Below are 26,477 nucleotides of genomic sequence, written 5' to 3'. Positions count from 1 at the left end.
AATGGTTTAAACAGGCAGTTAGTCACTGTTGAAGAGTGAGCGTAAATGGTAATCTATTCAAATAACGCGAGTCAAGCGTCGATTGATGTCGAGTTTGAGGGTACTAAAAACAACCGTTACTTTTTGGATATAAAAAGTCAGATAGGGAGAAAATATGGATCTTATCCTCACAATTCAGATAGGTCATACGAATACTATATATAGCATGAACGTATAGACATTTCTCCGAATGTGAGTATAGTTTGGGGTGAGTAAATGTCGAAACATAAATTAACAAGCAAGGCACTTGATGAAATTTTCGAGAAGATTATTGGCACAGTGGGAGATAGTAAAAATGAAGTCTATCGCCTTTCTGAAGATGCCAGACAAGAATATCAGCAAATTAAAGAAGAGTTAGAAGTGTTAAAAGGAAAAGTTCTTGAGACGATAGAGCAAGGCGATAAATTGGAAACTCAGGCAAGGTTGGCTCGAAAGCGTTTGTCTGATGTGAGCCGACATTTTCAAATTTATTCAGAGCCTGAAGTAAAAGACGCTTATGAAAAAGCACACGAATTACAAACCAAGCTGCTGATGAATCAGCAAAGCGAATATCAGCTGCGTAATCGTCGAGATGAACTAGAAAGACGCTTGCTTACATTGGAAGAAACGATTAAACGTGCAGATCACCTAGTAGGTCAAATTTCCGTTGTGTTAAATTATTTAACAAGTGATTTAAAACAAGTAGGGGAAATAGTAGAAGATGCTATTCAAAAAGAGTATTTTGGCTTTCGGATTATTGAAGCTCAGGAAGAGGAACGGAAACGTTTGTCAAGAGAGATTCATGACGGCCCAGCTCAAATGCTTGCAAATGTTATGATGAGATCGGAATTAATTGACCGAATTTACCGGGAACGTAGTGCAAAAGAAGCAATGGAAGAAATTCGAGATTTACGAAAAATGGTTCGTTCTGCCCTATACGAAGTGCGTCGAATTATATATGATTTAAGACCGATGGCACTTGACGACTTAGGTCTAATGCCGACGCTGCGTAAATATCTTGATACAATCGAAGATTATAACGAAGGCAAGCCTCGGATTACGTTTATTTCCATTGGACAAGAGAAGCGAACTGCTTCAAAATTAGAAGTAGCACTGTTTCGTCTAGTGCAAGAAGCTGTAACGAACGCATTAAAACATGCAGACGCGACGGAAATCCAAGTGAAGATAGAGTTCAACAATGAACACGCTATTTTGCTTGTCAAAGATGACGGCTGCGGTTTTAATCAAGAAGAGAAAAAAGAGAATTCGTTCGGCTTAATAGGAATGAAAGAGCGTGTTGATTTGTTAGATGGCACTATTTCTGTTCATTCGAAAATTAACCAAGGCACGCTTGTTATGATTAAAGTACCGATTATAGCCGCTTAAAAAGGCAGAGATATGTATATAAATAGGGGTCAATATAGAGTAAAACATTTGTTGTTCGATTTGGGGAGGAATCAAACATGCAGACAAGAATTATCATAATCGACGATCACCAATTATTCCGTGAAGGAGTAAAAAGAATTTTAGATTTCGAAAAAGATTTTGAAGTAGTTGCAGAAGGTGACGACGGTAGCGAAGTTATTGACCTTGTAGAAGAACATCAGCCTGATGTTGTAATCATGGATATTAACATGCCGGCTGTAAATGGTGTAGAGGCTACGAAAAAGCTTGTAGAAGTAAATCCGGACGCTAAAGTTATTATCTTATCTATCCATGATGATGAGACATATGTAACTCATGCCTTACAAACAGGTGCGCGAGGCTATCTGCTAAAAGAAATGGATGCGGATGCGTTAATTGAGGCGGTGAAAGTAGTTGCAGAAGGTGGTTCATATTTACACCCTAAGGTAACGCATAGTTTAGTAAAAGAGTACCGTCGACTAGCAGCTCAAGGACAATCGTCTTCTTATCCGCACGAACCAATTGAGATTCGCCGTCCACTACATTTGTTAACACGTCGTGAGTGCGAAGTGCTACAACTGTTAGCTGATGGTAAAAGTAACCGAGGAATCGGAGAAGCATTATATATTAGTGAAAAAACCGTTAAAAACCATGTGAGTAATATTTTGCAAAAAATGAATGTAAATGATCGTACTCAAGCTGTTGTTGTGGCAATCAAAAACGGTTGGGTAGAAGTAAGATAAGTTCAAAAGTCTGATATACTACTAGGTATATCGGACTTTTTTTTCTTTTTATAACTTTTTTTTGAAATTGTAGGTAAAAAGTCATATTTAATAAGAGAGGAAAACAACCGATAAGTTAAGGGGAGAAAATATCTTTTAGGAAGGCAAAGGATGATACCTTTGCGCATTTACTCATCCTTCAACTTTGCTTAAGCATAAAGGAAATCTTAAGGATCCTACAACTTTCGACGAAAGCATCCATACCTCAAAACAATGTCTATCAAGTTGATGCAAACTCTGGTAAAGGAAAGTCTTCAATATACTCAGATACATATGAGATCGTAGAAGAATTTATTCAAACCTCAACTGGTATCCTTTAAAAATTTAAAAGTTAGCTTTTAGTGAAATAAATAGAAAACTGATTTAAAGAAGACAAGAAGGTGATGAAGCTGAATTTTATAACGGAAGAATTAATCTATCATAAATCTCCGCAAGAGCTAACAGCTATGATGTATGAAAAATTTATTCAAAATATTGATGACGCTGTTATAGCAATACAACGCAGTGATTATTTTATAGCGAATGAAAAAATTAAACAGTGCAACGATATTTTATATCGGCTAGGAATTGGCTTAACATATCAAGCAGGTATCATTGCAGAGCAGTTAGATACCCTATACAACTATATGTCTGAGCGATTAATTATGGCTAATTTTAAAAAAGATACGTTTATTTTATGTGAAGTTCAACAAATGATGAAGAAGCTTTCTAACGCTTGGAATGAAGTGTTAAAAGCGACGCCTAAAGTTACCTCTTCGCTCCGAAAAAACAAGCTGTCTTCTTATGAACAGCACATAAGTATCACTGTTAGCTAAAGGATAATCATCATATCCACGCATCAGATGCCTCTCGAAACTTTCAGCTAATCAAGCTAGCACATCTAAAAGTCTAAATTGAATGGAGTGTATACTAACAGAGAAAGGAGAGATACATAGTGGAGGTACAGCGAATTAACAGTCTTTCTTCTTCCATGAATCTCATTAGAGAAAAAGAAGTAAGTGGTTCGGTTTCATTTACAGGAGTAATGGCCAAGAAACAAAAAGAACTAACCTATGAACATTTAACTCAAGTGATAAATAAAATTGAAGAACAGGGAGAGCAGTTAGTGAAAAGTCAAACTATTGATTCTTTGCGGAAATACAAGACGCTTGTGAAGCAGTTTATGAACGAAGTCGTTAAAAATGGTTTTGAACTTCATGAAGAAAGAGGATTTAATCATAGAGGAACGACTAAAGTATATAAGTTAGTGAAAGAAGTGGATACGAAACTAGTTGACTTGACAAATGATATCCTTCAAAAAGAAAAAGACAGTTTAAATTTACTCAAGCGGGTTGGAGAAATTCAAGGTTTGTTAATTAATATGTATACGTGAGGGAGCTTTTACTAATAGGTAAACCTCTCGTTACATGCATTTTAATCCTAAATGTTGTAGAATAGAGTGAAATTATTTTATATAACAAAGGATGGATCCCTATCTTATGAAAACAGCAATTATTACAGATAGTACCGCCTATATATCAGAGGAAATTCGATCAAACTATCATATACATATGGTACCGCTAAGCGTTATTTTTGGTGAAGAAACATATCGTGAAGAAGTAGATATGACTGCAGATCAATATTTTGAAAAAATTAAAGAAGCAAAAAATCTTCCAACCACTTCTCAGCCTGCTATCGGAGAATTTGTAGAGTTGTTTGAACAGTTAAAACGAGATCAATTCGATGCTGCTATCGTTATTACGTTATCTAGTGGAATTAGTGGAACGTATCAGGGTGCTTTGACGGCAGGTAGCATGGTAGAAGACTTTGACGTGCACGTATTTGATTCAGAAATCAGCTGTATGGTTCAAGGCTTTTATGCGATTGAAGGAGCCGAGATGGTCAAATTAAATAAACATCCTGACGAAATCATTGCGCGTTTTGAAGAGATGAAACTATCAATGCGTGCGTATTTTATGGTAGATGATTTATCTCACTTGCAGCGTGGAGGTCGCCTAAATGCTGCTCAGGCTATTATCGGAAGTCTGCTTCAAGTAAAGCCAGTGCTACATTTTGAATCTAAAAAAATTGTTCCGTTTGAAAAAATTCGTACGCGTAAGCGAGCGTTAAAACGAATCACGGAGCTTCTTGATGAGGATGCAAAAGAAAATGTACCTATGAAAGCTGTAGTTATTCATTCTAATCGTGAAAATGAAGCAAAAGAAATTCAACGAGACTTAGAACAAGAATATCCTCATATTGAATGGAGTCTTTCTTATTTTGGCGCTGTCATCGGCACGCATTTAGGTGAAGGTGCCATCGGTATAGGCTGGTATAAAAAGTAATCGAAAACCAAATCATTTGATTTGGTTTTTTGCAGGAAAAAACACCTTTTTTTGCGTATATAGATGTGTACGATAAACATGGAAAGGAATGAAGATATGCTTTTTACTGTTAAACAAGAATTGCTAAATCCCGTTCAAGTACCTAGCCCAGCTGCTTTTCCTCTCTCAAAAATCGATACGTGGAGAACTCCACCTTTAAATCCTTCATACCCCTACTCTTTAGATCTTCAGCGCTCTCTAAGCGGAAAGCAGCTTCTACTAACTCAGACTCCCTATCCTTTATCTCTCATTCATGAACATTATCTAAACGGATATATTTCCTATCAAAAAGCACTTACCCAGAAAGAAAACGGATATAAATGCAACCGGTGTGGAAGTGATAGCCCCTTTTATTTTGCTTCATTTCCATGCAGTAGATGTCACCAGGAGTGCTACTATTGCCGAGCATGTATTGTAATGGGCAAAGTAAGTGAGTGCACACCTTTTATAAACTGGGAAGGACCAGCAAGTAGTGTCCTGCCAAAAAGCAGCGTGATGAATTGGAAAGGAATGCTGTCTAAAGCTCAAGAACGTGCTTCAAATGAACTCATTCAAGCTATAAAAAAGGATGAAGAGCTGTTAATTTGGGCTGTTTGCGGAGCAGGAAAAACGGAAATTTTATTTAAAGGTATTGAAGCAGCGTTGAACAGTGGAAAGAAAGTCTGTATTGCTACTCCAAGAACAGATGTAGTTATTGAGTTAAAGCCAAGAATTCAATCGGCATTTCCGAATATGTCTGTGCTGGCTATGTATGGAGGCAGCGAAGACCGTTTTCATGAATCCTCTCTTATTATTTCCACCACTCATCAACTTCTGCATTATTATCAAGCATTCGATGTGCTGATTATTGACGAAGTAGATGCATTCCCGTATTCGACGGAGCCTATGCTGCACTATGCTGTTGCAAAAGCAGCTAAACACGCTGCATCAAAGATTTATTTAACAGCGACTCCAAATGAATCATTAAAAAAAGACGTTGAGCAAGGGAAAAAACAAGTAGTTAAAATTCCAGCCCGCTATCACCGAATGCTTATTCCTGTTCCTCGGTTTGAATGGTGTGGCAATTGGAAGAAAAAAATGAAAACAGATACCTTGCCTGCTAATGTTGAGAAATGGCTGAAAAAAAGAATAAATAAAGGGAAACAATGCTTTATCTTCGTCCCGCAAATTAAGTGGATTGCTCCGATCACAGACATGATTCGAAAGCTAACCGAAAAGGTAGATGGTGTCCATGCCGAAGATTCCCAGCGAAAAGAAAAAGTAATGAAATTTAGAGAAGGACAGCTAGTTATTTTAGTAACGACAACAATATTAGAGCGAGGCGTAACGGTTCCCAACATAGATGTTGCAGTATTGGGAGCAGAAGAAACGATTTTTACTGAAAGTGCTCTTGTTCAGATTTCAGGAAGAGTAGGGAGGAGTGCTCAATTTCCAACGGGAGACGTGGTCTTTTTTCATTATGGGCAGTCTCTGTCTATGCGAAAAGCAAAAGAGCATATTGAATATATGAATGCTCTAGCTTATAAGGAAGGGCTGGTTGATCGATGACAATATGTCTGATTTGTTTTGAACCTCTTGTCTCTTCTTTCGATTGGAGGTCATTGTTAAAACCTTCTTCAACGGACAGGATTTGCACTGTTTGCTTGCAAAGATGTCCCATCATCACCAGTAGCATTTGCAGGGGATGCGGCCGTTCTCTTGCAGACCTGGCTCCTTCTCATTATGAGCTAGACACATGTATGGACTGTCAGAAATGGAATGATGCTTCTTTTTTTAACCGTTCTCTTTATACGTACAATGATTTTATGCAAAGCATAATAGAACGTTTTAAATTTCAAGGAGATTATGAAATTATCCAAGCATTCAAGGAGCAGTGGTATAAGTTCTATAAAAAAGAATGTAATCCAAAAGCTATATTAGTTCCTATACCTTTAACGGACGAGAGATTATACGAGAGAGGGTTTAACCAATCTTTAGCGCTAGCTGAACTGATCAGTGACAACATAGAAATGCCTCTTGTTCGCTGTTCAGGAACAAAGCAATCAAAGAAAAATAGGCGAAGTCGGCTGACAGAAAGGCTGGAATTTAAAGTAGTCGATTCCTCAATGGTTACGAATCAAGAATTTCTCTTGATTGATGACATTTATACAACAGGAGCAACCGTGCGCCAAGCGGCAAATTGCTTGCAGGAAGCTGGTGCACGTTCAGTTCATTCGCTCACTCTAATTCGTGCATGAAGATGTATAATTTAAAACTTTGACCGATAGTAAAATAAAAAACAAATGAGGAGTTTCGAATATGGGAACGTTAGATAATTGCAGGGAATGCGGTCATTTATTTGTAAAAATTGGATCAATAAACATATGTAAATCGTGTTTTGACAAAGAAGAAGCTCTGTTTCAACGTGTTTCTTCATTCTTGAAGAAAAGAGCAAATCGTACAGCAACGACTTACGAAGTGATGAAAGAAACGGGCGTTTCAGATTCGTTAATTCATCAATTTATTCGACAAGGTCGTTTAGTGCTAACTAATTTTCCAAATATAAGCTATTCATGCATGCAATGCAACGCTCAGATTCGAGAAGGTAAACTTTGCTATTCATGCTCTCAAGAAATTAAACATGGGTTAGAAAAGCATAATCGTGAGATGATTCGTTCAAATGAAGAGCCGACGCGTCCTACCTATCGTTCTAACGAAAGGAAAAAAGAGTAAAATTGTGCTGAGTGTTTGCAGGTTCTCTATCTATAGACCTATGTTTAAGGAGGACTGTGAAAATGGTCTCAACTTCTTTGCCGATGCTAAAGGTTTAGGTGGAAATTCCGATATAATGAATAGAGATAACGGATACAAATATAAAAAGAGGTGAGAGAGATGAAGATTAACCCATCGAACTTATTTGGAATAAATCCGTACAAAAAACAATCAGAAAAAACAGAACAGGTCTCTAAAAAGAATCCACAAGATCAGATTCATATTTCATCTGAGGCAAAGAAACTTCAGGGAAATGAACCATCTCCAGAAAGACTTGAAAAATTGGAGAAACTAAAACAGCAAATTAACAGCGGAACATACGAAATTAACGGAAAAGAAATTGCTAAAAGTATTGTAGATTTCTATAAAAAATAAAAGGACTGACATTGATTGAATGGGCAAGAAATTCAAACGATACTAGAAAAACAAGTAACGCTTCACAAAAGTTTGTCTGTTATTGTTAAAGAGAAAACGAATTTTATTATTAAACAAGATGTAAAGGCATTGACGGCTTCTTTGCAAAAAGAGCAATCTCATATAGCTGCTATTTCTGCACTGGAAACAAAGCGTATAGAAGCGATGGAAAAAAGCGGACATGCTGCTCACTCCATTGAAGAAATAGCAGGCTCATTCTCTGAGTACTCCATCTTGATATCCTTTCAAAAACAGCTAATAGATATAATTCAAGATATAAAGTATGCAAATGACTTAAACAATCAGCTGCTCACACAGTCTTTGCAGCTGATTCATACCGAACTAGACCTTCTTGTTCCATCGAAACGAGAGGATTCGTTCAATTACACAAAAACAAATAATAGATCGTTTCAGTCCAACTCTATTTTTAATTCAAAGGCATAAAGAACGGAGGAAAGCAGAATGAGTTCAACATTTCATGGTTTGCAGGTGGCTAAACGAGGAATGGATGCCCAACAAGCGGCTCTTTACACGATTGGCCATAACGTATCTAATGCAAATACGCCGGGCTATACGCGTCAGCGAATAAGTTTAGAAACGTTCCCAGCTTATCCAGCCCCAGGGATGAATCAGACTGGAACTGCGGGCCAAATAGGAATGGGAGTAGAAGCCAGCAAGGTAGAGAGAATACGTGATACATTTTTAGATACCCAGTATCGAGATGAAACCATTAAAGTGGGGTATTGGGATGCGCGCGCTGGTGCTCTTGAAAAAATGGAGGAAATTATGAATGAACCTACTGAAGATGGACTTTCAGCTGTTTTTAATCAATTCTTTGAGTCCATTCAAGATGTAGCTTCACACCCTTCAGAAGCAGGAGCCAGGTCTGTTATGATTGAACGAGCTGAAGCAGTAGGCGATACTTTCTCTTATTTATCTACTTCTTTAAAAACGGTTCAAGGTGATTTACAAAACGAGCGTGACGTAGCGGTAACACAAGTGAATTCTTTGTTAGAGCAAATAAGTAATGTGAACCAACAAATACAAAACGTAGAACCGAATGGCTATTTGCCTAATGATTTGTATGATGAAAGAGATCGGCTGCTAGATGAGATTTCTAAATTTATGCCGGTTTCTTTAGAGTATACAAAAAGCAGCGGGAACGCTTCTGCAACGTCAGAAGGAGTGGTAACGGTTCAGCTTCAAACGTCTCAAGGGCCTATTACTCTTTTAGATGGGAAAACTCATCAAGTAAATGCCATCAGTTTGAAAACAAATCAAGATTCCTATGTGACGGAAATTCATATAGGGGATGAGATACGGAACCCTGAGTCATTTCCTCAAGGAAAACTTAAAGGGTTAATTGAGGCTTCTGGATATATAGATAATAGTGGTAATAAAACAGGTGTTTACGCTTCAATGATTGATGTTTTAGATGAAATGGCATATGAATTTGTAAATTGGTTTAATGATAAGCACCAACAAGGTGTCACGCTAGATGGTGATACTGGTATGTCCTTTTTTAATAAGATTTTTCAGAAAGAAGGAGCTGCAACTGGAATTGTTATTACTGATAAAATTAGACAAAACACAAACAATATTGCTGCTGCTTCTTCGGCCTCCTCTGGGGATGATGGAACTGGCCGCAAAGGAGATGGACAAAATGCTCAGCTATTGTCTCAATTTCGTCAACAGGTGCTTATTAATTCCGGGAATCAAGCTGTTTCCCTAGATGGCTTTTATCAATCTGTTATTGGCCAAATGTCAGTAGATGCTCAACAAGCCAACCGCTTAAAAAGTAATTCAGAAACTCTTCAGGGAGCTGTAGAGCAAAGGCGCCAGTCTACCAGTGCAGTTTCATTAGATGAAGAGATGACCAATATGATTCAGTTTCAGCATGCATATAACGCTAGTGCCCGTATGGTGACTATGATTGATGAAATGCTTGATAAAATTGTAAACGGTCTTGGAACTGGAGGAAGGTAAAGATGCGCGTCACACAAGGAATGTTAGCGGCTAATTCGTTAAAACAGATTAGCAATAGCTATAATAAGCTGGAAACACTTCAAAACCAATTATCAACGGGAAAGAAAATTACTCGTCCTTCAGATGACCCGGTAGTGGCTACTAAAGGAATGGCTTATCATTCTAATCTTTCTGAAGTAAATCAATATAAACGTAATTTAACAGAAGCTCAGTCTTGGTTTGATAGTTCAGAATCCGGACTTGAACAAGTCAACTCCATTCTTCAGCGCACTAAAGAGCTGGTCGTGCAAGGGTTAAACGGTACGAATGAAAGTGATGACCGCCAAGCAATTGCACGTGAAATTGAACAGTTAAAGCTGGATTATATGCAAGTAGGCAATACGCAGGTGGCAGGAAACTATATCTTTAACGGTGTAAATGTAGGAGCAGCGCCTATAAGTGAGAATGCAAGCGGTATGATAGAATCGAATATTAACCTGGATCCTTTTTCAGTTGAAGTCTCAAAAGGTATCCAGCTGAGAGTCAATATTCACCCTGAAAACATTTTTGGACAAGGTGCATTCGACTTAATGAACAATGTTCAAACAGCTTTTGAACAAAACGATGTAAACTCACTAAAAGATCTCTCTACACAGGTAGACACGCAGCTGTCTACGCTATTAGCGGAGCGATCTGAATTGGGAGCAAGAAGCAATCGGCTTGAGCTGATCGAAAACCGCCTTGATTCACAGGAAATTACGGCTACTAAGATGCTTTCAAATAATGAAGATGCAGATATTGAAAAAGTCATTACGGATTTAACCGTACAAGAAAGCGTGCATCGTGCTGCTTTGGGAGTAGGGGCTCAAATTATTCAGCCTACGCTGCTAGATTTCTTGCGTTAAAAAGTTCCTTCTAAACAGAAGGAGCTTTTTTATAATGAAAAAAGATAACAAGAAAAAATCAATTAGCAAAGGTGTGATGAAATGAAAATTTCAACAAGCTATCATGGAGATATAGAAATAGATAATCAGCAAACACTGACATTCAATCAAGGGATTCCAGGTTTTTTGGAAGAAACTGAATTTGTTATTTTACCACTTCCAGAAGCCGAAGCTTTCCAAGTTCTGCAGTCTATTCAAACCAAAGAATTAGCTTTTATTATCACGGATCCATTTCAGTTTTTTTTAGATTATGATTTTCAACTAGAACCTCAGGAAATCGAAAAGCTTCAATTACAACAAGCGGAAGATGCAGCTGTTTACGTATTGCTTACGATGTCAGATTCTGTGGAAAAGATAACGGCTAATTTGCAGGCTCCTGTTATTATTAATACAAAGCAACAGCTTGCTAAGCAAGTGATTTTAATGAATACAGCTTACGAAACGAAGCACAGGTTATTTGAGTAAGAGGAATAGATAAGGAGTGAGTCCATGCTTGTTTTAACACGAAAGTTAAATGAAACAATCAAAATAGGTGATGAAATTGAAGTGACCGTCCTTGCAGTTAATGGTGATCAAGTAAAGTTAGGAATTCAAGCTCCAAAGTCTCTAGATATTCATAGACAAGAGATTTATGAAGAAATACGTAATGAAAATAAAAGTGCTTCTCAAATTACATTACATGCTATTGATATGCTGAAACAATTACCGAAAAAGAAATAAAACGATCAGTTTGAAAATCATCAAAAATATACGGTATAAATAATATCTAAATCGGGAAAGATAAACATATAGTATTCCCCACTATGTCTTAAGCCTTTCTCTTCAAGAGAAAGGCTTCTTTTTTATCAAAAAAATTAAACTGAATTTCTGTTTTTTTCCTTTTTATCGTGTATCATTAAATTTATTAAGTATAATTCAAATAAATTTAACAAAAGAGGAGAAGAGTAAATGAGTGATGTTCAAGAGTATCATGATTTATTAAAAGAAGCAGAAGATGTGGTTGTCAGCGCTTTAGCTGATACGATGGATTTATATGGGGTCACACCTTCAGTAGGAAGGCTGTATGGCATGCTTTATTTTATGGATGAGCCTGTTACATTAGATCAAATGAGTGAAGAATTGGGTATGAGTAAACCAACGATGAGTACATCCATTCGTTCACTGCAAAATATTGATATGGTCCACAAAGTGTGGAAAAAAGGTGTTCGAAAAGACTTATATGAAGCAGAAAAAGATTTTTCTAAGTCCTTTTTTTCATTTTTCTGTAAGAAGTGGCAAAGAGAAATTTCAGTTAATTTAGAGGCAATCGAAGAAGCGGAAAACAAGCTGCAGATTCTCTTAAATGATGAAGATGTACCTGAGGAGATCGCATTAAAAGCAAAGCGTAATTTAGCGCAGATTATAGAGTCCAAACATTATTATCATTTCTTGAAAAAAGTAGTGAAAGTTTTTGACGACCGAAGAATCATCGATATTTTAAATGAAGAATTAGCGAAAGAGTAAATAAAAAAGGCTGTTGAAAAATCAACAGCCTTTTTATCATTTTTATACGGTTAATGGTGTAGCTTCAAAACAGCGATTATAAATCCATTCGTAACTTTTTACAGTTAAATCACGAGGGTTACCAACCGTTTGTGGATCATTAAATGCTTCTTGAGCTAAGCGAGAAACTGCTTCTTTTGGAACACCTTGTTCTTCTAAAGAAGGGATTTGTACATCTTTAACTAGTTGATATACTTCACGAACAGCTGCTTGAGCTGCTTCTTCAAGAGTTAATTCGTGTGTATTAACTCCTAAAGCTTGAGCTATGCGCGCAAATTTTTCAGGCTCACCCATCCAGTTATATTCCATTACAGGACCTAGCATTGCTGCTACGCAAGGGCCATGGGCAATTGGATAAATGCCTCCTAATGTTTGAGCCATCGCGTGAGCTGCTCCTGCAGATTCACTTCCATATGAAAGGCCAGCAAGCATAGCTGCATGCGCCATTCCATAGCGTGCTTCGATATCCTGTCCATTTGCAACTGCACGGCGTAAGTATTTTCCAACGTACTCAATAGCCAACAAAGCAACAGAGTCTGTCATTGGTTGTGCAAAATGACATGTATAACATTCAATTGCATGAGCTAATGCATCAATTCCTGTACCGGCCGTAATGTGTGAAGGCATAGATACGTGCAGTTCTGGATCAATAATTGTTAAGTGGGCAGCAATTAAAGGTCCGCCTGTATTAAACTTAAACTCACGAACAGGATCCGTAATGACAGCCCATTGTGTGACTTCACTTCCTGTACCCGCAGTTGTAGGAATGGTTGTTAAAGAAGGGATACGTTTTGTTAAAGGTTTTTTTCCTTCAGCTGCTTCATAATCTAAGACGGGAGCATTATGAGCTACTTCTACACCAATAGCTTTTGCCGTATCCATTGAGCTTCCGCCTCCAACAGCTACTAGTCCGTTGCATCCATTTTCTTTGTACATTTTTGTGCCGTCTGCTACCACGTGAATAGAAGGGTTGGCTTCTACTTGGTCAAATAGAACAACGTCTACGTCCGCTTCTTTTAAACTAGCGATTACAGGGTCTGCTAAGCCTACTTTTTTTACACCAGGATCTGTTACTAATAAAACCTTAGATACACCTAGGTTTTTTACTTCTTCTCCAGTATGCTTAACAGCACCAATTCCATGTTTTACAACCGTTGGCATCTCAAAACTTTTTAAACGTTCCATTCTTTCAAATCGCATAAACATCTTTACATTCCCCCTTGAATTTTATTGAAACCAGCGCATTGGCTGTGGATTTGTATTCGTATAAATATGTTTAATTTCCGTATATTCTTCTAGCCCAATGTGGCTAAGCTCTCTTCCAATCCCAGATTGCTTATATCCTCCCCAAGGAGCCTGCGGGAAGTAGGGATGATAATCGTTAATCCAAGTTGTTCCCATACGGAGTGCTTTCACTACACGTTCAGCTCGATTCATATCACTTGTCCAAACGGCTCCAGCTAATCCATAGATTGTATCGTTAGCAAGTGCCACCGCTTCTTCTTCGGTGCTGAAGCGCTCAATGGTCATAATTGGACCAAATGACTCTTCTTGGACAACTTTCATATCTCCATGACAGTCTGTAAAAATAGTTGGTTCAATGAATAAACCTTTCTGTAAAGACTCTTGAGTTGGACGTTTGCCTCCTAAAACAAGGGAAGCACCTTCTTGTTTGCCAAGCTCAATGTAATGTTCCACTTTAGCTAGGTGTTCTTTTGAGATGACGGGTCCCATTTGAGTGGCTTCATCCATGCCGTCTCCTAGCTTAATTTTTTTGGCTTGTTCAATAACTGCTGAAACAAATTTATCGTGAATATCATCTTGAACGAGTAATCTCGCACCAGCTGAACAAACTTGACCGGCATGAAAGAAGACCGCATTTAATGCATAGTCAACCGCAGTGTCAAAGTCAGCGTCAGCAAAGACGATATTCGGATTTTTCCCGCCGAGTTCAAGAGCGATTTTTTTAAAGTTGCCTGCGGCAGCCTGCATGACTTTACGTCCAGATACACCGCCACCTGTAAAGGAAACTAAATCTACTAAGTGACTTTCTGCCATTTCTTGTCCAACGGTCGCACCCGGGCCGAGTACAATGTTAATGACGCCTGCTGGAAAGCCAACTCTTTCAAAAATTTTCATCATATGAATAGTTGTTAAAGGGGTGATTTCGCTTGGTTTAATAATAATTGTATTCCCAGCAGCAAGTGCCGGAGCCAATTTCCAAGAGGCTTGCAATAAAGGGTAATTCCAAGGAGTAATTTGGCTGCATACACCTACAGGTTCGCGGACAACGCGGCTAACAGAATAGGGATTAGGTGACTCAATCATCTGTCCACCATCTTTATCTGCTAATCCAGCATAGTATTGAAAGACATCAGCAATCCCATCCATGTCTGCCAGGCTTTCAACGAGGGTTTTTCCAGTATTCAAGGTTTCAAGTTTAGCGAGTTCTTCACGATTATTACGAATTTCTTCCGCTACTTTAAATAGTAAAGAACCTCTTTGGGCCGCTGTAAATTTAGACCATTCACCTGCATCAAAAGCTTTTCTAGCTGCTTCAATAGCTTCTACAGTATCAGCACGATTTCCTTCTGTAACGACAGCGATAACCTCTTGATTAAAAGGATTTATAATCTCTCTTTTCTCGCCGCTGCGTGCTTCAACCCATTCGCCGTTTATGTGCATTTTTTCAAGCGTAAGTGTTTGTTCCAATAGCATCGACCTCCAAATAATAGAATTTGTTAAATTTATATTTAACATTCTTAACAATTCAAATTATAGCATCGGTTATTTAATTTAGTCAAATCCCAAAAATGTAAATGTTCTGAATTTATTAGATTATCTTCTCTGTAAAAGACTAATCATTCGGATATTAAGAAAAAATTTAACAAAAAGTGATAAAAAATCACTGATTGCTATGTCCCTTGATACAAAAGGTTTTTTTATGTACGAGCTATGAGAATATTATTCTTTTTTTTATATGAAAACACTCAAACTTTTTTGACAATATCCTAAACATTCAGATATATTAACCATAGTACTATATCTGCTTGCATACAAACCTTAAAAAACAAAGGATTTTGAATGTGGAAATTAAGAAAGGAGTTTAGATGGAAGATGAAAATAATTATGAGTTCTTAGCAAAATAATAAAAAAAGTCGATTTAAATTATTTTAATATAATTATATAAACGTAATTTCTCCCCTTCGCATTGGTATTTATAATCCAGCTATTTATATTTTATTCTAAAAAATCTATTTTTAGGTTCAATTGTATGCTGGTAGGAAAAAGGAATAGAGGACAATTATGTCTTTAGATTTCTTTATCAATTTAAAGGATGTGAGACGATGCAAAATGCTAAAAAGCCATTTCGTTCAGACACACAACAAGCCAGGCCTGAAAAGTCGAATGAGACTTCTGACTTTTCAGGGAAATCAAACAGGAACAACCGTCTACTAACCCCCTTATGGACAACTATTACAGGATTTTCCATCTTTATGGTTGTCGCATTTATCTATTCTCTCTATAATCCAGATCTCTATTGGCCAGGCCTCATTTTAATGTTCATTATGTATGGTGTTATTTATTTTATTGGTGCTCGATCCGCTGCAAGTAAAAAAGGAAAATCAGATGATATGCTTGTTGCAGGAAGATCTATGCCTCTATGGATTTCAATGTTCACAATGACCGCCACTTGGGTAGGTGGAGGATATATTGCTGGAACAGCCGAAACCGTTTATTCCTCAGGGCTGACATGGACTCAAGCGCCATGGTGTTATTCAATCAGCTTGATTTTAGGCGGTATCTTTTTTGCTAGAAAGATGAGAAGGTTTGAGTTTATGACAATGCTCGATCCTCTAGAATCTCGTTTCGGTAAGAAAATGGCTACGGTTCTTTATTTTCCAGCTATACTGGGAGAGCTGTTTTGGAGCGCAGCTATCTTAACTGCTTTAGGAACAACATTCGGTGTGATTTTAGGCCTCAGTTTTTCAATTTCCATCATTCTTTCCGCACTTATTGCCATTGCATACACCGTGATTGGCGGCCTGTGGGCAGTAGCACATACCGATATCTTACAGCTTTCTATTATGTTTTTAGGACTATTTCTGGTGCTTCCCTTTGCATTTTCGAATACGGGAGGGGTGGGAGCCGTTTTTTCTACGTATTCAGAAGGCATGACTGGTTCTCTTCATTTATTTCCTCCATTAAAAGGCTGGGAAGATCCGAAATGGGGAAATACATATTGGCAATGGTGGGATAGCACATTTTTACTTATTTTTGGTGGTATTCCATGGCAAATCTATTTTCAGCGCGTGTTATCTGCTAAAAATGAAAAAGCAGCAATGTGGCTATCTATTACAGCCGGCATCTTTTGCGCATTAGCGGCCTTGCCTCCAACTTTAATAGGAATGATAGGTTATAGTGCAGACTGGTCTTCATTTGGAGCGTCAAGCCCTGAGAGCGCGTCCATGATTTTAACGTATGTATTTAAATACCTAACGCCTGATTTAGTAGGAGCGATTGCGCTTGGAGGACTAGCTGCTGCCGTCATGGCTGCAGTAGCGGCTTCGTTGCTTTCAGCTTCGGGGATGGCAGCCTGGAACGTGTATCGTCCAATTATAAAACCAAATGCGACACAGGCACAGTTAGATAAAGTTATTAAACGTTCTATCATTATCATTGGAACGGGAGCAACTCTAATTGCTTTAAACTCTGAGAGTGTCTACTCTTTATGGTATTTATCAGGGGACCTAGTGTATTGTATACTTTTTCCGCAGTTGGTTTGTGCTTTATTCTTTAAAGGAGCTAACTGGTACGGATCTTCGGCTGGGTTTATTGTGTCTCTTGTTCTTCGAATAGGTGGAGGAGAACCGCTGCTTCATTTAAAAGCGCTGCTTCCGTATCCGATGATTGAAGACGGAGTGGTCATGTTTCCGTTTCGTACATTTGCGATGGTAGGCGGGTTGTTAACTATTTTTATCGTTTCTTACGCGACGCGACGTATTTGCCCTCCTCAGCCGCTTCGAAATCTTCATCGTGACATATCGGTTGAGAAATAATCAAAAGCAAAATAAAAAAGCCGCATCTGCGGCTTTTTTATTTTGCAATATTTTCTGACTCGGAAAATTGATCGTCAGGTCGCTTGTTGTTTGTTTTTTTGATGAACGAGTATGAAAGAAGAACCACAGCGGTTAATCCAAGAGTTAAGAAAAACTGTGAGCGCATCGAATCAATAAATGCCATTGATAAGAAGATCACGGTAATAACAGCAATTGTTACGTATGTTAAATACGGGAACAACCACATTTTCATCCCTTTAATTGGCTGGTTGGCTCGATTCATTTTCTTACGCAGGCGTAAATGAGAAATAGCGATAGCTAAGTACACAATAAGAGCAATGGCTCCTGATGCATTAACTAAGAATAAAAAGAGTTTATCCGGCGAAACGAAGCTAAAGATAGCACATACATATGCGGCAGCTGTGCTAATCCATACAGCTCTTGCCGGCACGCCTGATTTGCTTACTTTTGCTAAAGCGCGAGGAGCTTGTCCTTTTTGAGCTAATGATAAAATCATTCGTGAGTTCGTATACAAAGCAGAGTTCAAGCAAGACAAAACGGATACTAATACGACTAAATTCATAATTTGTGCAGCTGCTGGAATATTGACCATTTCTAACATTGTTACATATGGACTTTTTAGTAAATCAGCTGAGTTCCAAGGTAAAAGAGTTACTAAAATAGCAACTGAACCAATATAGAAAATTAAAATTCGCCATACGACACTGCGAATAGCAGTTGTGATAGCTTTTGCTGGATTTTCTGATTCACTAGCTGCAATAGCCGCAATTTCAGCTCCAAAATAAGAGAAAATAACGGTAATAACTCCTAAAAAGATAGAGTTCGTACCTTTTGGCATAAAGCCTCCGTGGCCCGTTAAATTAGCTAGACCAGGTGAAGATGTACCTGGGATCAATCCGAAAATAATAGCTAAACCGATTCCCATAAAAGCAACGATTGCCACAATTTTAATCATAGCAAACCAATATTCAAATTCTCCAAATGATTTGACAGAGAACAAGTTTGTTAAAGTTAATGCAAAGGTTAAGATTAAGCTTAAAAGCCAAATTGGTACGGAAGGGAGCCATTCATGAACAATTGCTCCTCCTGCAGTGGCTTCAATCGCAATTACAATTAGCCAGAAAAACCAGTAAAGCCATCCAACAGCATAACCTGCCCACGCGCCAATTCCTTGCTGAGCATATGTTGCGAATGAGCCTTTATCTGGGTTTACCATAGCCATTTCACCGAGCATACGCATCAATAGAACGACTAGCAGTCCGGCTGCTGCATATGAAACTACTGCTGCTGGGCCTGTTGCGTTAATAACGGATCCGCTTCCTACAAACAAGCCGGCTCCGATAATACCTGCAATGGAAATCATGGAAACGTGACGTTGCTTTAACTTTCCGTGTGATTCTGTTTTGTTTCCCATCGTATTCACTCCTTTAAAATTATCGAAAGACTATTAGAAAATAAAGTAAATTCTGAAAATATAAATAGAAATTCCTCCCCTTACCTTTATAATAAGCAAGAAGTGTGCCAATTATCAAATTCCTATAAAAATCGACTTTAAGTTACTAAAATTGACGCATTTTAAGTCAAAAAAGACTCGATTTATTCATCGTAGACTTATTCGCCATTTGGGATGTCTGGTATATACGTACATTTTATACAAGTTTTCGACAACTATCTTATATATCTTGTATGATAAAAGAAAAATCGGTATTATATTCCAAGAATGATGTTTGAGAGGGTGCGTGTGTTTGAGAAAATTTATAGCTGTTATTTTTCTATTTATTATCCTTTTAGTTGGGTTGTATTTTTTCGTTAGTCCAGTCAGAAATATTGAAAAACTTGATCAGACTGCTTCATTATCTTTACTGGCACAAGAAAAGTCCGCTCATGCGACGTCGCTAGAACTGAACGGAGGCTCTCCTATTTTAGGATACCGATTAAGCGAGAGCGATGTTAATGATTATTTGCGCAGCTACCTTTACGAAAATGATGAAACGGTTGACGGAGCAGAAGCCGAGTTGCTTCCGGAACATATAAAATTTTATATTAATAAACATGTGGTATCTTTTATGGAATCACAGTTTGTAGTTGACGTAACACCAAATGCCGAAAATGGAAAGCTTGTTTTAAAGGTGAATAGCGTGCATTTAGGAAGAATGCCGATTCCGATGTCTCTTGTATGGGATCGCTTAAATATTGATAAGGCTGCTGATGTCACGGTCGATAAAGAAATGAATGAAATTACTCTGCTCAATAATTTGCCAGATTCCATTTCATTTGAGCAAGCAGATACAACGGATGAATATATAAATTTATCTGCCTCTGTAACCATTGATTCGTTACGAGATATTATAAATCTAGCACCATATCTTATTCCTAAGGATATTCAAAGAAATTTATCCCAGAAACTGAACTTGTTTGGCCAATAATAAAAAGCTCACTTATTGTAGAAAAATAAGTGAGCTTTTTCTATCTTGCACCATTTGACCTATGAAAAAAATGTTTGTTTTACCGATACAAAATAGAGAAGTGTTGAACCTATGAACGAATAAGAAGATTCGAAAAAATACACTCATATTTTATGGCTAACAGTTGATGAATAGATGAATAAAAAACGGTGGTGATGGTAAGTGGTAAGAGTAAGTGGGTTAGCAAGCGGAATGGATATTGATCAAATTGTCAGTGATTTAATGAAGGCTGAACGTATGCCTATTGATAAAATGAAAAAACAAAAGCAAACGTTAGAGTGGCAGCGAGATGATTATCGCTCTATGAACTTGCTGTTATCAGAATTTAATAATCTCGCTTTTAATATGACCTTGCAGTCTTCTTATTCGTCTAAAACGGTATCTTCAGCAGATGAAACGAAAGTAAAAGCGGCAGCTACTTCCTCAGCAGGTAACGCGTCTTATACACTTTCAAACGTGACAATGGCGACTGCTGCGCAGAGTATTAGCGCTAACAGTATTGCTTCTAAGATTGATCCGACGAAAAGCTTATGGTCTCAACGGGATTCGATGGGAACAGAAGTGTGGGCTAACAAAACAATTGATCAAGCTGCTATAGCGTTAAGTGCTGATACTAGTACAGTAAAACTAGCCAAAGGATCTCTTTCTGAGGGGAATACTCTGCAGTCTATCTCTGTTACCACCAGAGGTGTGACTAACAGTTATAGCGTGAGAATAGGAACTGAGGCGGGAACAATAGATTCTAATGAAGTATTTATTAACGCAGACACAGGTGAAATGACATTTGGTACCACGTTAACAAGCGGCAGCACAATTGAAGCGTTCTCGTACCAGCAAAATGTGCTGAACTTTTCTATTACAACTTACGACAGCAATGGAAAAGCCACAGGAGATGGTCCAAACGGCAGCACCGTATTTGAATTTGACGGTTCCACCTCATTAAATACCATTCTTACACAAATCAGCAATTCAAAAGCAGGTATTTCAGCTTTTTTTGATGAAGGAACGAATAAAGTTGTTATGACTCGTAAAGATACGGGGAATTTATCTTCTGCTGATAGTGCGGATGGTTCAAATATGGTTTTTTCAGGAGGATTTTTGACGGACTTTTTGCAACTCGCCGGTGATGCCAAAGGAACAGACGCAAAATTTACGCTAAACGGTCTAGAAACAACTCGTAAGTCCAATACATTTACAACGGGAGGCGTTACCTATACCTCTCAAAATAATTTCACAGGAGATGTGCGCGTTAACGTAAGCAATAATACGCAGAAAGTATTTGATACCATTAAAGATTTTGTGACCAAATACAATGAACTGATTGAGAAAATTAATGGAAAGATTACGGAAGAAAGAGACCGGAACTATCAGCCTTTGACTGATGAAGAAAGAGAAAAACTAACGGATAAACAAGCTGAGCAGTGGGATGAAAAGGCGAAAAGCGGTTTGTTAAAAGGAGACTCAATTTTATCAAGCGGGCTAAACCAAATGCGTTCTAACTGGTATGCCTCTGTATCAGGAGTGAGCGGAGCATTTTCGCAGCTAACCGACATTGGTATTTCAACTAGCGCAAACTATAGCGATCGAGGCAAGCTAGTCATAGAAGGCGACGGAACTAAATTAAAAGAAGCAATTGAAAAAGATCCGCAGTCTGTGATGGATTTATTTATGAAAAGTGGAAGTACAACAAGTGAAAAAGGGATTGTACGACGTTTACGAGATACGATTACTCAAACCGTATCCAAAATTGAGCAGCGCGCTGGCCGTTCAACATGGACAAGTGAACAATTTTTGCTTGGGCGGAATTTAAAAAGCGTAAATAGCCAAATCACTAGTTTTGAAAGCAGGCTCACACAAGTAGAGGACCGGTATTATCGTCAGTTTACAGCAATGGAAAAAGCCATTCAAAATGCAAATGCTCAAAGCGTGCAGTTATCGCAATATTTTAGTTAAGAAGGAGTGAACGTTTATGGCAGCAAATAATCCATATCAAGCGTATCAGCAAGGAGCCGTTCAGACTGCTTCTCCGGGAGAGTTAACGCTTATGCTGTATAACGGGTGTTTAAAATTTATCAAACTTGCACGAACAGGCATACAGGAAAAAAATATTGAGCTGAAAAATACGAATCTGTTAAAAGCACAAAATATTATTCAAGAATTAATGATTACCCTTGATACAAACGTGCAAGTTGCTAAGTCTATGATGGCTATGTATGACTATATTAACCAGTGTTTAATTGAAGCAAATACAAAAAATGACACAGCAAGCTTGGATGAAGCCGAACAATATGTAACAGAATTTCGTGATACATGGAAGCAAGTTGTGCATATTCACCGCCAGCAAGTCCATGGAAGCGGCGGTCAAGCATAAATATGATTAACGACCTATATCAGCTAACGGATGAGATTTATCGGCTTATTCAAACATTTTCTGACAAAAATCGAGAAGAAGGTATTCAAAAGTTAGAGTATCTTCTATTAAAAAGACGTGACCTCATAGAGAAACTGCCGCCAAAAAGTAGGGATAATGAATCGATGGGTAAAAAAATTGTCGAAATGAATAAGGAAATTGATCAAAAGCTGATCTTAATTCGGCATCAAATTATGGTAGATCTCCGTTTGTTAAAAGCGAAAAAAAAGCATAGCAACAGCTATGTAAACCCTTACGAAACAAAAACGTTTGATGGGATGTTTTACGATAAAAAAAATTAATTCTACGTAAAAAAATACAACCCTTCTTCTTATGAAGAAGGTCTATTTTTTTGGTTTTTTCATAAACTTTTCTCAGGTTCCATAAATTTTCACTAAATTTTCAAAAAATTTTAATAGTTTAGGAAGGGATTGTGTCGGGTATTGTAGAATTGTAGAGGTATAGCAATGGATTAAAGGAGGAGTTCGAACATGATGTATAACATTCGCGGTGAAAACATTGAGGTGACTCCAGCAATTAGGGAATACGTAGAGAAAAAGCTTGGTAAGTTAGAGCGTTATTTCGACGAAACACCAACTGCTGACGTAAATGTAAACTTAAAAGTCTACAATAACGATCAAAAAATAGAAGTCACAATCCCAATGAATGATCTCGTATTGAGAGCTGAAGAGACACACAGTGATTTATACGCAGCTGTCGATCTTGTCCTAGATAAATTAGAGCGTCAAATTCGTAAACATAAAACAAAAGTAAATCGAAAAATGCGTGAAAAAGGCGCTGAGAAGTATCTGTTCGCAGCATTAGAAAGCGAAGCGAACGTAGCAGTTGCAACTGAAGAAGATGAATTAGAGCTAGTTCGTACAAAACGATTTAACTTAAAGCCAATGGATAGTGAAGAGGCTATTTTGCAAATGAATATGTTAGGACATAGTTTCTTTGTATTTACAAACGCTGAGACCAACATTACAAACGTTGTATATCGAAGAAAAGATGGACGATATGGATTGATTGAACCAAATTAAGATTATAGGCTCTCTTAAACAAGAGCAGTAAAGTAAAAGCAGCGTGCCTCCGCACGCTGCTTTTTAGCTGCTTAAAAAAATAGTTCCATCACTACATAGCGTGTAGAAGATTTGGTGAATACACGCGCCGTTTTTTTCATGTTGAACGCCTGATAAAAAGAGACTTTATTTTCTCGTGCGTTACACCAGATCTTTCGTACCCCAAGGTTCTTAGCTTTGAGAAAAACCTCCTCTAGTAGACGACTGCCATATCCTTTTCCTTGTTCTTCTTTGAAAGTAGCAAATTTTCGAAATTGAGCTTCATCACCTGTTATAAATAAGGAAACAACTGATTTTAACTCTCCTTCTTCAAACAGTCCATAGTGAATGCCTGATGGATCATGTTTCAGCTGAATATAACTGAAATCTTTATCAGGCCACATGACAGTATGACGGACTTCCCAAGCTTGTTCTTTTGTAATCGATTGAACGTTCATTCTACATTCCCCTTTTTTATTGTAAGAGTGAGGCAGGGGAAATCACAATAGAAAATAACTCGTTAATATAGTAGTACTCGTAAAGAGACAGACGAAAAAGGGTACAAGTTGCTACTTGTTTAGCTGCAATGTTACAATTTTACTCAGAATGTTTTATAATGAAAGATACAGATATGAATGAAAATAGTATAAAATGTACTGATTATAAATAGAGGAGCGTTTTAATATGCTTGGATTATTTAAAAAAGTGTTTGACGGCAATCAGCGCCAAATAGGCCGTTTAGAAAAAATGGCGGACCAAATTGATGCGTTAGGTCCTGAAATAGCGTCTTTAACGGACGATCAGCTTCGTGAAAAAACAGCTGAATTTCAACAACGCTACCAAAATGGCGAATCGCTCGATAACCTATTAGATGAAGCTTTTGCGGTTGTACGTGAAGCAGCGAAACGTGTGTTAGGCATGTATCCGTACAAAGTTCAGCTAATGGGGGGGATTTCTCTGCATGAAGGGAATATCTCGGAAATGAAAACGGGTGAAGGTAAAACGTTGACAGCTACTATGCCTGTATACTTAAACGCTATTACAGGAAAAGGTGTACATGTAGTAACAGTCAATGAATACTTAGCGAGCCGTGATGCTAGTGAAATGGGTCGTTTATACGAATTCTTAGGCTTGAAAGTAGGATTAAACTTAAACCATTTAACGCGTGAAGAAAAGCAAGAAGCATATGCAGCCGATATTACGTACAGTACAAATAATGAACTCGGATTTGACTATTTACGTGATAACATGGTGCTGTACAAAGAACAAATGGTTCAACGTCCGCTTCATTTTGCTGTAATCGATGAAGTTGACTCTATCTTAATTGATGAAGCACGTACGCCGCTTATTATATCCGGCAGCGCACAGAAATCGACTGCTCTTTATATTCAAGCTAATGCATTCGTTCGCACGCTTGATAAAGAAACCGATTTTACTTTTGATATCAAAACAAAAAGCGTTCAGCTAACCGAAGAAGGTATGTCAAAAGCAGAGCGCGCATTTGGTATTGAAAACTTATTTGATATTTCACACGTAGCGCTAAACCATCACATCAACCAAGCGCTTAAAGCACATGTAACGATGCAAAATGATGTGGATTATGTAATTGATGAAGATCAGGTCGTAATCGTTGACCAATTTACTGGTCGTTTAATGAAAGGAAGACGTTTTAGCGACGGCTTGCATCAAGCTATTGAAGCTAAAGAGAATGTTGAGATTCAAAATGAAAGCATGACGTTAGCTACAATTACATTCCAAAACTACTTCCGTATGTATGAAAAATTATCAGGTATGACGGGTACAGCTAAAACGGAAGAGGAAGAATTCCGTAATATCTACAACATGCACGTTGTTGTTATTCCGACAAACAAGCCAATTTCACGTGATGATAAAGCGGATTTAATTTATAAGTCAATGGAAGGCAAGTTTAATGCGGTAGTAGAAGATATTGCTGAGCGCCACGCAAAAGGACAGCCTGTTCTTGTTGGTACAGTTGCGATCGAAACATCTGAAGTTTTATCAGCTTTATTAAAGAAAAAAGGCATTCGCCATCACGTGTTAAATGCAAAACAGCATGAGCGTGAAGCGGATATTATTGAAAATGCGGGTCACAAAGGTGCGGTAACAATCGCAACAAATATGGCCGGTCGTGGTACGGATATCAAACTAGGTGAAGGTGTCGTTGAAGCTGGAGGTCTTGCTGTAATTGGTACAGAGCGTCATGAATCACGCCGTATTGATAATCAGCTTCGCGGACGTGCTGGACGTCAAGGGGATCCAGGGGTATCTCAATTCTATCTATCCATGGAAGATGAATTAATGCGCCGATTTGGTTCAGATAATATGATGGCAATGATGGATCGCCTTGGTATGGATGACTCACAGCCAATTCAAAGTAAAATTGTAACAAGAGCTGTTGAATCCGCTCAAAAACGCGTTGAAGGTAATAACTTCGATGCGCGTAAACAATTGCTTCAATATGATGACGTGCTTCGTCAACAGCGTGAAGTTATTTACAAACAGCGCTTTGAAGTGCTTGATTCAGACAACCTGCGTGCGATTGTAGAACGTATGATTGAATCAACGCTACAGCGTGTGGTTGAAGTAAACACACCGCGTGAAGAATTAGAAGAAGAATGGAATTTACAAGCGATTATTGATTACGTAAATGCTAATGTTCTTGAGGAAGGTGAAGTCACAGAAGAAGATCTTCGCCGTAAAGAGCCTGAAGAAATGGTAGAACTGCTGGTAGATCATGCAAAAGCTCGTTATAATGAAAAAGAAGAGCAGCTCCCTGAAGAACAAATGCGTGAATTTGAAAAAGTTGTTGTTCTTAGAGCAGTTGATTCTAAATGGATGGATCATATCGATACGATGGATCAGCTTCGCCAAGGTATCCACCTTCGTGCGTACGGTCAAACAGATCCTCTTCGCGAATACCAAATGGAAGGTTTTGCGATGTTTGAAAATATGATTGCAACCATTGAAGAAGAAGTGACGAAGTATATCATGAAAGCAGAAATTAACAACAACCTTGAGCGTCAAGAGGTAGCGCAAGGTCAGGCGGCTGTTCATCCAAAAGAAGGAGACGCGCCGGCTAAGAAGAAGCCAAAAGTAAATGCGATAGAAGTTGGCCGAAATGATCCTTGTATCTGCGGAAGTGGCAAAAAGTATAAAAACTGCTGCGGTAAAGAATCATAAAGTAAGAGTCAATTAGTATAGAATGAATTAGTACAGGAAGGAAATGAGTCTTCTCATTTCCTTCCTGTGCGTCAAA

The 26,477-nt window shown here is 38.0% G+C and carries 26 protein-coding genes; 22 read left to right on the top strand and 4 right to left on the bottom strand.

Annotation, left to right across the window (positions count from 1 at the left end):
• The first annotated feature begins 255 nt into the window (after nucleotides 1-255).
• The 15 genes from ACN6NE_RS10190 to cudC all read left to right on the top strand — a co-directional run bounded on the left by ACN6NE_RS10190 (nucleotide 256) and on the right by cudC (nucleotide 12,144).
• The gene (locus tag ACN6NE_RS10190; RefSeq protein ID WP_474325291.1) at nucleotides 256-1,404 is read left to right on the top strand and encodes a sensor histidine kinase; all 1,149 of its coding nucleotides are present in this window, start codon (nucleotides 256-258) and stop codon (nucleotides 1,402-1,404) included.
• 77 nt (nucleotides 1,405-1,481) lie between these two features.
• Nucleotides 1,482-2,165, top strand: a complete 684-nt coding sequence (locus ACN6NE_RS10185) for a response regulator (protein ID WP_013059772.1) — start codon at nucleotides 1,482-1,484, stop codon at nucleotides 2,163-2,165.
• A gap of 422 nt (nucleotides 2,166-2,587) precedes the next feature.
• The gene (gene fliS, locus ACN6NE_RS10180) at nucleotides 2,588-3,019 is read left to right on the top strand and encodes a flagellar export chaperone FliS (protein WP_129705598.1); all 432 of its coding nucleotides are present in this window, start codon (nucleotides 2,588-2,590) and stop codon (nucleotides 3,017-3,019) included.
• A gap of 119 nt (nucleotides 3,020-3,138) precedes the next feature.
• A complete protein-coding gene (locus ACN6NE_RS10175) occupies nucleotides 3,139-3,576 on the top strand; it encodes a YaaR family protein (RefSeq protein ID WP_474325290.1) in 438 nt (145 codons plus the stop codon).
• Between the two features lie 106 nt (nucleotides 3,577-3,682).
• Entirely contained in the window at nucleotides 3,683-4,528 is an 846-nt protein-coding gene (locus ACN6NE_RS10170) for a DegV family protein (RefSeq protein WP_129705425.1), read from the top strand.
• A 78-nt stretch (nucleotides 4,529-4,606) separates the two neighbouring features.
• On the top strand, nucleotides 4,607-6,115 hold the full coding sequence (locus ACN6NE_RS10165) for an ATP-dependent helicase ComFA (protein ID WP_129705423.1): 1,509 nt from the start codon (nucleotides 4,607-4,609) through the stop codon (nucleotides 6,113-6,115).
• A 191-nt stretch (nucleotides 6,116-6,306) separates the two neighbouring features.
• Nucleotides 6,307-6,804, top strand: coding sequence for a ComF family protein (locus ACN6NE_RS10160; protein WP_129705421.1), 498 nt, complete (start codon nucleotides 6,307-6,309; stop codon nucleotides 6,802-6,804).
• A 61-nt stretch (nucleotides 6,805-6,865) separates the two neighbouring features.
• The gene (locus ACN6NE_RS10155) at nucleotides 6,866-7,279 is read left to right on the top strand and encodes a TIGR03826 family flagellar region protein (RefSeq protein ID WP_129705419.1); all 414 of its coding nucleotides are present in this window, start codon (nucleotides 6,866-6,868) and stop codon (nucleotides 7,277-7,279) included.
• A gap of 159 nt (nucleotides 7,280-7,438) precedes the next feature.
• Nucleotides 7,439-7,693, top strand: coding sequence for a flagellar biosynthesis anti-sigma factor FlgM (gene flgM, locus ACN6NE_RS10150; protein WP_014457790.1), 255 nt, complete (start codon nucleotides 7,439-7,441; stop codon nucleotides 7,691-7,693).
• A gap of 15 nt (nucleotides 7,694-7,708) precedes the next feature.
• Entirely contained in the window at nucleotides 7,709-8,176 is a 468-nt protein-coding gene (locus tag ACN6NE_RS10145; protein WP_129705417.1) for a flagellar protein FlgN, read from the top strand.
• Nucleotides 8,177-8,194: 18 nt separating this feature from the next.
• The gene (gene flgK, locus ACN6NE_RS10140) at nucleotides 8,195-9,718 is read left to right on the top strand and encodes a flagellar hook-associated protein FlgK (protein ID WP_474325289.1); all 1,524 of its coding nucleotides are present in this window, start codon (nucleotides 8,195-8,197) and stop codon (nucleotides 9,716-9,718) included.
• A 2-nt stretch (nucleotides 9,719-9,720) separates the two neighbouring features.
• Nucleotides 9,721-10,602 (top strand): flagellar hook-associated protein FlgL, encoded by an 882-nt coding sequence (gene flgL / locus ACN6NE_RS10135; RefSeq protein WP_129705413.1) that lies wholly within the window; start codon nucleotides 9,721-9,723, stop codon nucleotides 10,600-10,602.
• A gap of 81 nt (nucleotides 10,603-10,683) precedes the next feature.
• Nucleotides 10,684-11,106, top strand: a complete 423-nt coding sequence (gene fliW, locus ACN6NE_RS10130; protein WP_045293745.1) for a flagellar assembly protein FliW — start codon at nucleotides 10,684-10,686, stop codon at nucleotides 11,104-11,106.
• A gap of 24 nt (nucleotides 11,107-11,130) precedes the next feature.
• Complete coding sequence (gene csrA, locus ACN6NE_RS10125; RefSeq protein ID WP_129705411.1) at nucleotides 11,131-11,361, top strand: carbon storage regulator CsrA; 231 nt, start codon at nucleotides 11,131-11,133, stop codon at nucleotides 11,359-11,361.
• Nucleotides 11,362-11,589: 228 nt separating this feature from the next.
• Nucleotides 11,590-12,144, top strand: coding sequence for a choline uptake/conversion transcriptional regulator CudC (cudC, locus tag ACN6NE_RS10120; protein WP_129705409.1), 555 nt, complete (start codon nucleotides 11,590-11,592; stop codon nucleotides 12,142-12,144).
• 42 nt (nucleotides 12,145-12,186) lie between these two features.
• Here cudC and ACN6NE_RS10115 read toward each other — a convergent pair whose 3' ends face one another.
• Both ACN6NE_RS10115 and betB read right to left on the bottom strand, forming a co-directional pair.
• Nucleotides 12,187-13,389 carry an iron-containing alcohol dehydrogenase gene (locus ACN6NE_RS10115; RefSeq protein WP_129705407.1) on the bottom strand — a complete coding sequence of 401 codons (1,203 nt, stop codon included), beginning with the start codon at nucleotides 13,387-13,389 and terminating at the stop codon, nucleotides 12,187-12,189.
• 21 nt (nucleotides 13,390-13,410) lie between these two features.
• Nucleotides 13,411-14,901, bottom strand: a complete 1,491-nt coding sequence (gene betB / locus ACN6NE_RS10110) for a betaine-aldehyde dehydrogenase (RefSeq protein ID WP_474325288.1) — start codon at nucleotides 14,899-14,901, stop codon at nucleotides 13,411-13,413.
• A gap of 629 nt (nucleotides 14,902-15,530) precedes the next feature.
• Between betB and ACN6NE_RS10105 the strand changes: the two genes are divergently transcribed.
• On the top strand, nucleotides 15,531-17,243 hold the full coding sequence (locus ACN6NE_RS10105; RefSeq protein ID WP_474325287.1) for a high affinity choline transporter 1: 1,713 nt from the start codon (nucleotides 15,531-15,533) through the stop codon (nucleotides 17,241-17,243).
• Nucleotides 17,244-17,280: 37 nt separating this feature from the next.
• On the opposite strand, the gene ACN6NE_RS10100 is transcribed toward ACN6NE_RS10105, so the two are convergent.
• Entirely contained in the window at nucleotides 17,281-18,678 is a 1,398-nt protein-coding gene (locus ACN6NE_RS10100; RefSeq protein ID WP_013059755.1) for an amino acid permease, read from the bottom strand.
• A gap of 331 nt (nucleotides 18,679-19,009) precedes the next feature.
• Between ACN6NE_RS10100 and ACN6NE_RS10095 the strand changes: the two genes are divergently transcribed.
• From ACN6NE_RS10095 to hpf, 5 genes are all read left to right on the top strand, one after another.
• The gene (locus ACN6NE_RS10095; protein ID WP_129705401.1) at nucleotides 19,010-19,690 is read left to right on the top strand and encodes a hypothetical protein; all 681 of its coding nucleotides are present in this window, start codon (nucleotides 19,010-19,012) and stop codon (nucleotides 19,688-19,690) included.
• Between the two features lie 201 nt (nucleotides 19,691-19,891).
• Nucleotides 19,892-21,682: a flagellar filament capping protein FliD gene (fliD, locus tag ACN6NE_RS10090; RefSeq protein WP_474325286.1), complete on the top strand. Its 1,791-nt coding sequence runs from the start codon at nucleotides 19,892-19,894 to the stop codon at nucleotides 21,680-21,682.
• Nucleotides 21,683-21,698: 16 nt separating this feature from the next.
• Nucleotides 21,699-22,100, top strand: coding sequence for a flagellar export chaperone FliS (gene fliS, locus ACN6NE_RS10085; protein WP_057239915.1), 402 nt, complete (start codon nucleotides 21,699-21,701; stop codon nucleotides 22,098-22,100).
• Between the two features lie 2 nt (nucleotides 22,101-22,102).
• Nucleotides 22,103-22,441, top strand: coding sequence for a flagellar protein FliT (gene fliT, locus ACN6NE_RS10080; protein ID WP_057244822.1), 339 nt, complete (start codon nucleotides 22,103-22,105; stop codon nucleotides 22,439-22,441).
• Between the two features lie 189 nt (nucleotides 22,442-22,630).
• On the top strand, nucleotides 22,631-23,182 hold the full coding sequence (gene hpf, locus ACN6NE_RS10075; protein ID WP_013059750.1) for a ribosome hibernation-promoting factor, HPF/YfiA family: 552 nt from the start codon (nucleotides 22,631-22,633) through the stop codon (nucleotides 23,180-23,182).
• Nucleotides 23,183-23,253: 71 nt separating this feature from the next.
• Here the strand turns inward: hpf and ACN6NE_RS10070 are convergent, their stop codons facing one another.
• Entirely contained in the window at nucleotides 23,254-23,658 is a 405-nt protein-coding gene (locus ACN6NE_RS10070; protein ID WP_474325285.1) for a GNAT family N-acetyltransferase, read from the bottom strand.
• Between the two features lie 226 nt (nucleotides 23,659-23,884).
• Between ACN6NE_RS10070 and secA the strand changes: the two genes are divergently transcribed.
• Nucleotides 23,885-26,401, top strand: a complete 2,517-nt coding sequence (secA, locus tag ACN6NE_RS10065; protein ID WP_013059748.1) for a preprotein translocase subunit SecA — start codon at nucleotides 23,885-23,887, stop codon at nucleotides 26,399-26,401.
• Nucleotides 26,402-26,477 lie beyond the last annotated feature (76 nt).

Source organism: Priestia sp. 53B2 (genome assembly GCF_056099005.1).
The sequence above is the reverse complement of the archived record's forward strand: the minus strand, read 5'-3'. Positions and strand labels throughout refer to the sequence as shown.

Excerpts from the sequence above, each read along its gene's own strand:
- fliW (WP_045293745.1), top strand. The coding sequence starts at position 10,684 with ATGAAAATTTCAACAAGCTATCATGGAGATATAGAAATAGATAATCAG.
- ACN6NE_RS10155 (WP_129705419.1), top strand. The coding sequence starts at position 6,866 with ATGGGAACGTTAGATAATTGCAGGGAATGCGGTCATTTATTTGTAAAA.
- ACN6NE_RS10070 (WP_474325285.1), bottom strand. The coding sequence starts at position 23,658 with ATGAACGTTCAATCGATTACAAAAGAACAAGCTTGGGAAGTCCGTCAT.
- betB (WP_474325288.1), bottom strand. The coding sequence starts at position 14,901 with ATGCTATTGGAACAAACACTTACGCTTGAAAAAATGCACATAAACGGC.
- flgL (WP_129705413.1), top strand. The coding sequence starts at position 9,721 with ATGCGCGTCACACAAGGAATGTTAGCGGCTAATTCGTTAAAACAGATT.
- secA (WP_013059748.1), top strand. The coding sequence starts at position 23,885 with ATGCTTGGATTATTTAAAAAAGTGTTTGACGGCAATCAGCGCCAAATA.
- csrA (WP_129705411.1), top strand. The coding sequence starts at position 11,131 with ATGCTTGTTTTAACACGAAAGTTAAATGAAACAATCAAAATAGGTGAT.
- fliT (WP_057244822.1), top strand. The coding sequence starts at position 22,103 with ATGATTAACGACCTATATCAGCTAACGGATGAGATTTATCGGCTTATT.
- ACN6NE_RS10100 (WP_013059755.1), bottom strand. The coding sequence starts at position 18,678 with ATGGGAAACAAAACAGAATCACACGGAAAGTTAAAGCAACGTCACGTT.
- fliS (WP_057239915.1), top strand. The coding sequence starts at position 21,699 with ATGGCAGCAAATAATCCATATCAAGCGTATCAGCAAGGAGCCGTTCAG.
- ACN6NE_RS10115 (WP_129705407.1), bottom strand. The coding sequence starts at position 13,389 with ATGTTTATGCGATTTGAAAGAATGGAACGTTTAAAAAGTTTTGAGATG.
- ACN6NE_RS10105 (WP_474325287.1), top strand. The coding sequence starts at position 15,531 with ATGCAAAATGCTAAAAAGCCATTTCGTTCAGACACACAACAAGCCAGG.
- ACN6NE_RS10190 (WP_474325291.1), top strand. The coding sequence starts at position 256 with ATGTCGAAACATAAATTAACAAGCAAGGCACTTGATGAAATTTTCGAG.
- fliS (WP_129705598.1), top strand. The coding sequence starts at position 2,588 with ATGAAGCTGAATTTTATAACGGAAGAATTAATCTATCATAAATCTCCG.
- ACN6NE_RS10185 (WP_013059772.1), top strand. The coding sequence starts at position 1,482 with ATGCAGACAAGAATTATCATAATCGACGATCACCAATTATTCCGTGAA.
- flgM (WP_014457790.1), top strand. The coding sequence starts at position 7,439 with ATGAAGATTAACCCATCGAACTTATTTGGAATAAATCCGTACAAAAAA.
- hpf (WP_013059750.1), top strand. The coding sequence starts at position 22,631 with ATGATGTATAACATTCGCGGTGAAAACATTGAGGTGACTCCAGCAATT.
- ACN6NE_RS10165 (WP_129705423.1), top strand. The coding sequence starts at position 4,607 with ATGGAAAGGAATGAAGATATGCTTTTTACTGTTAAACAAGAATTGCTA.
- ACN6NE_RS10160 (WP_129705421.1), top strand. The coding sequence starts at position 6,307 with ATGGACTGTCAGAAATGGAATGATGCTTCTTTTTTTAACCGTTCTCTT.
- cudC (WP_129705409.1), top strand. The coding sequence starts at position 11,590 with ATGAGTGATGTTCAAGAGTATCATGATTTATTAAAAGAAGCAGAAGAT.
- flgK (WP_474325289.1), top strand. The coding sequence starts at position 8,195 with ATGAGTTCAACATTTCATGGTTTGCAGGTGGCTAAACGAGGAATGGAT.
- ACN6NE_RS10170 (WP_129705425.1), top strand. The coding sequence starts at position 3,683 with ATGAAAACAGCAATTATTACAGATAGTACCGCCTATATATCAGAGGAA.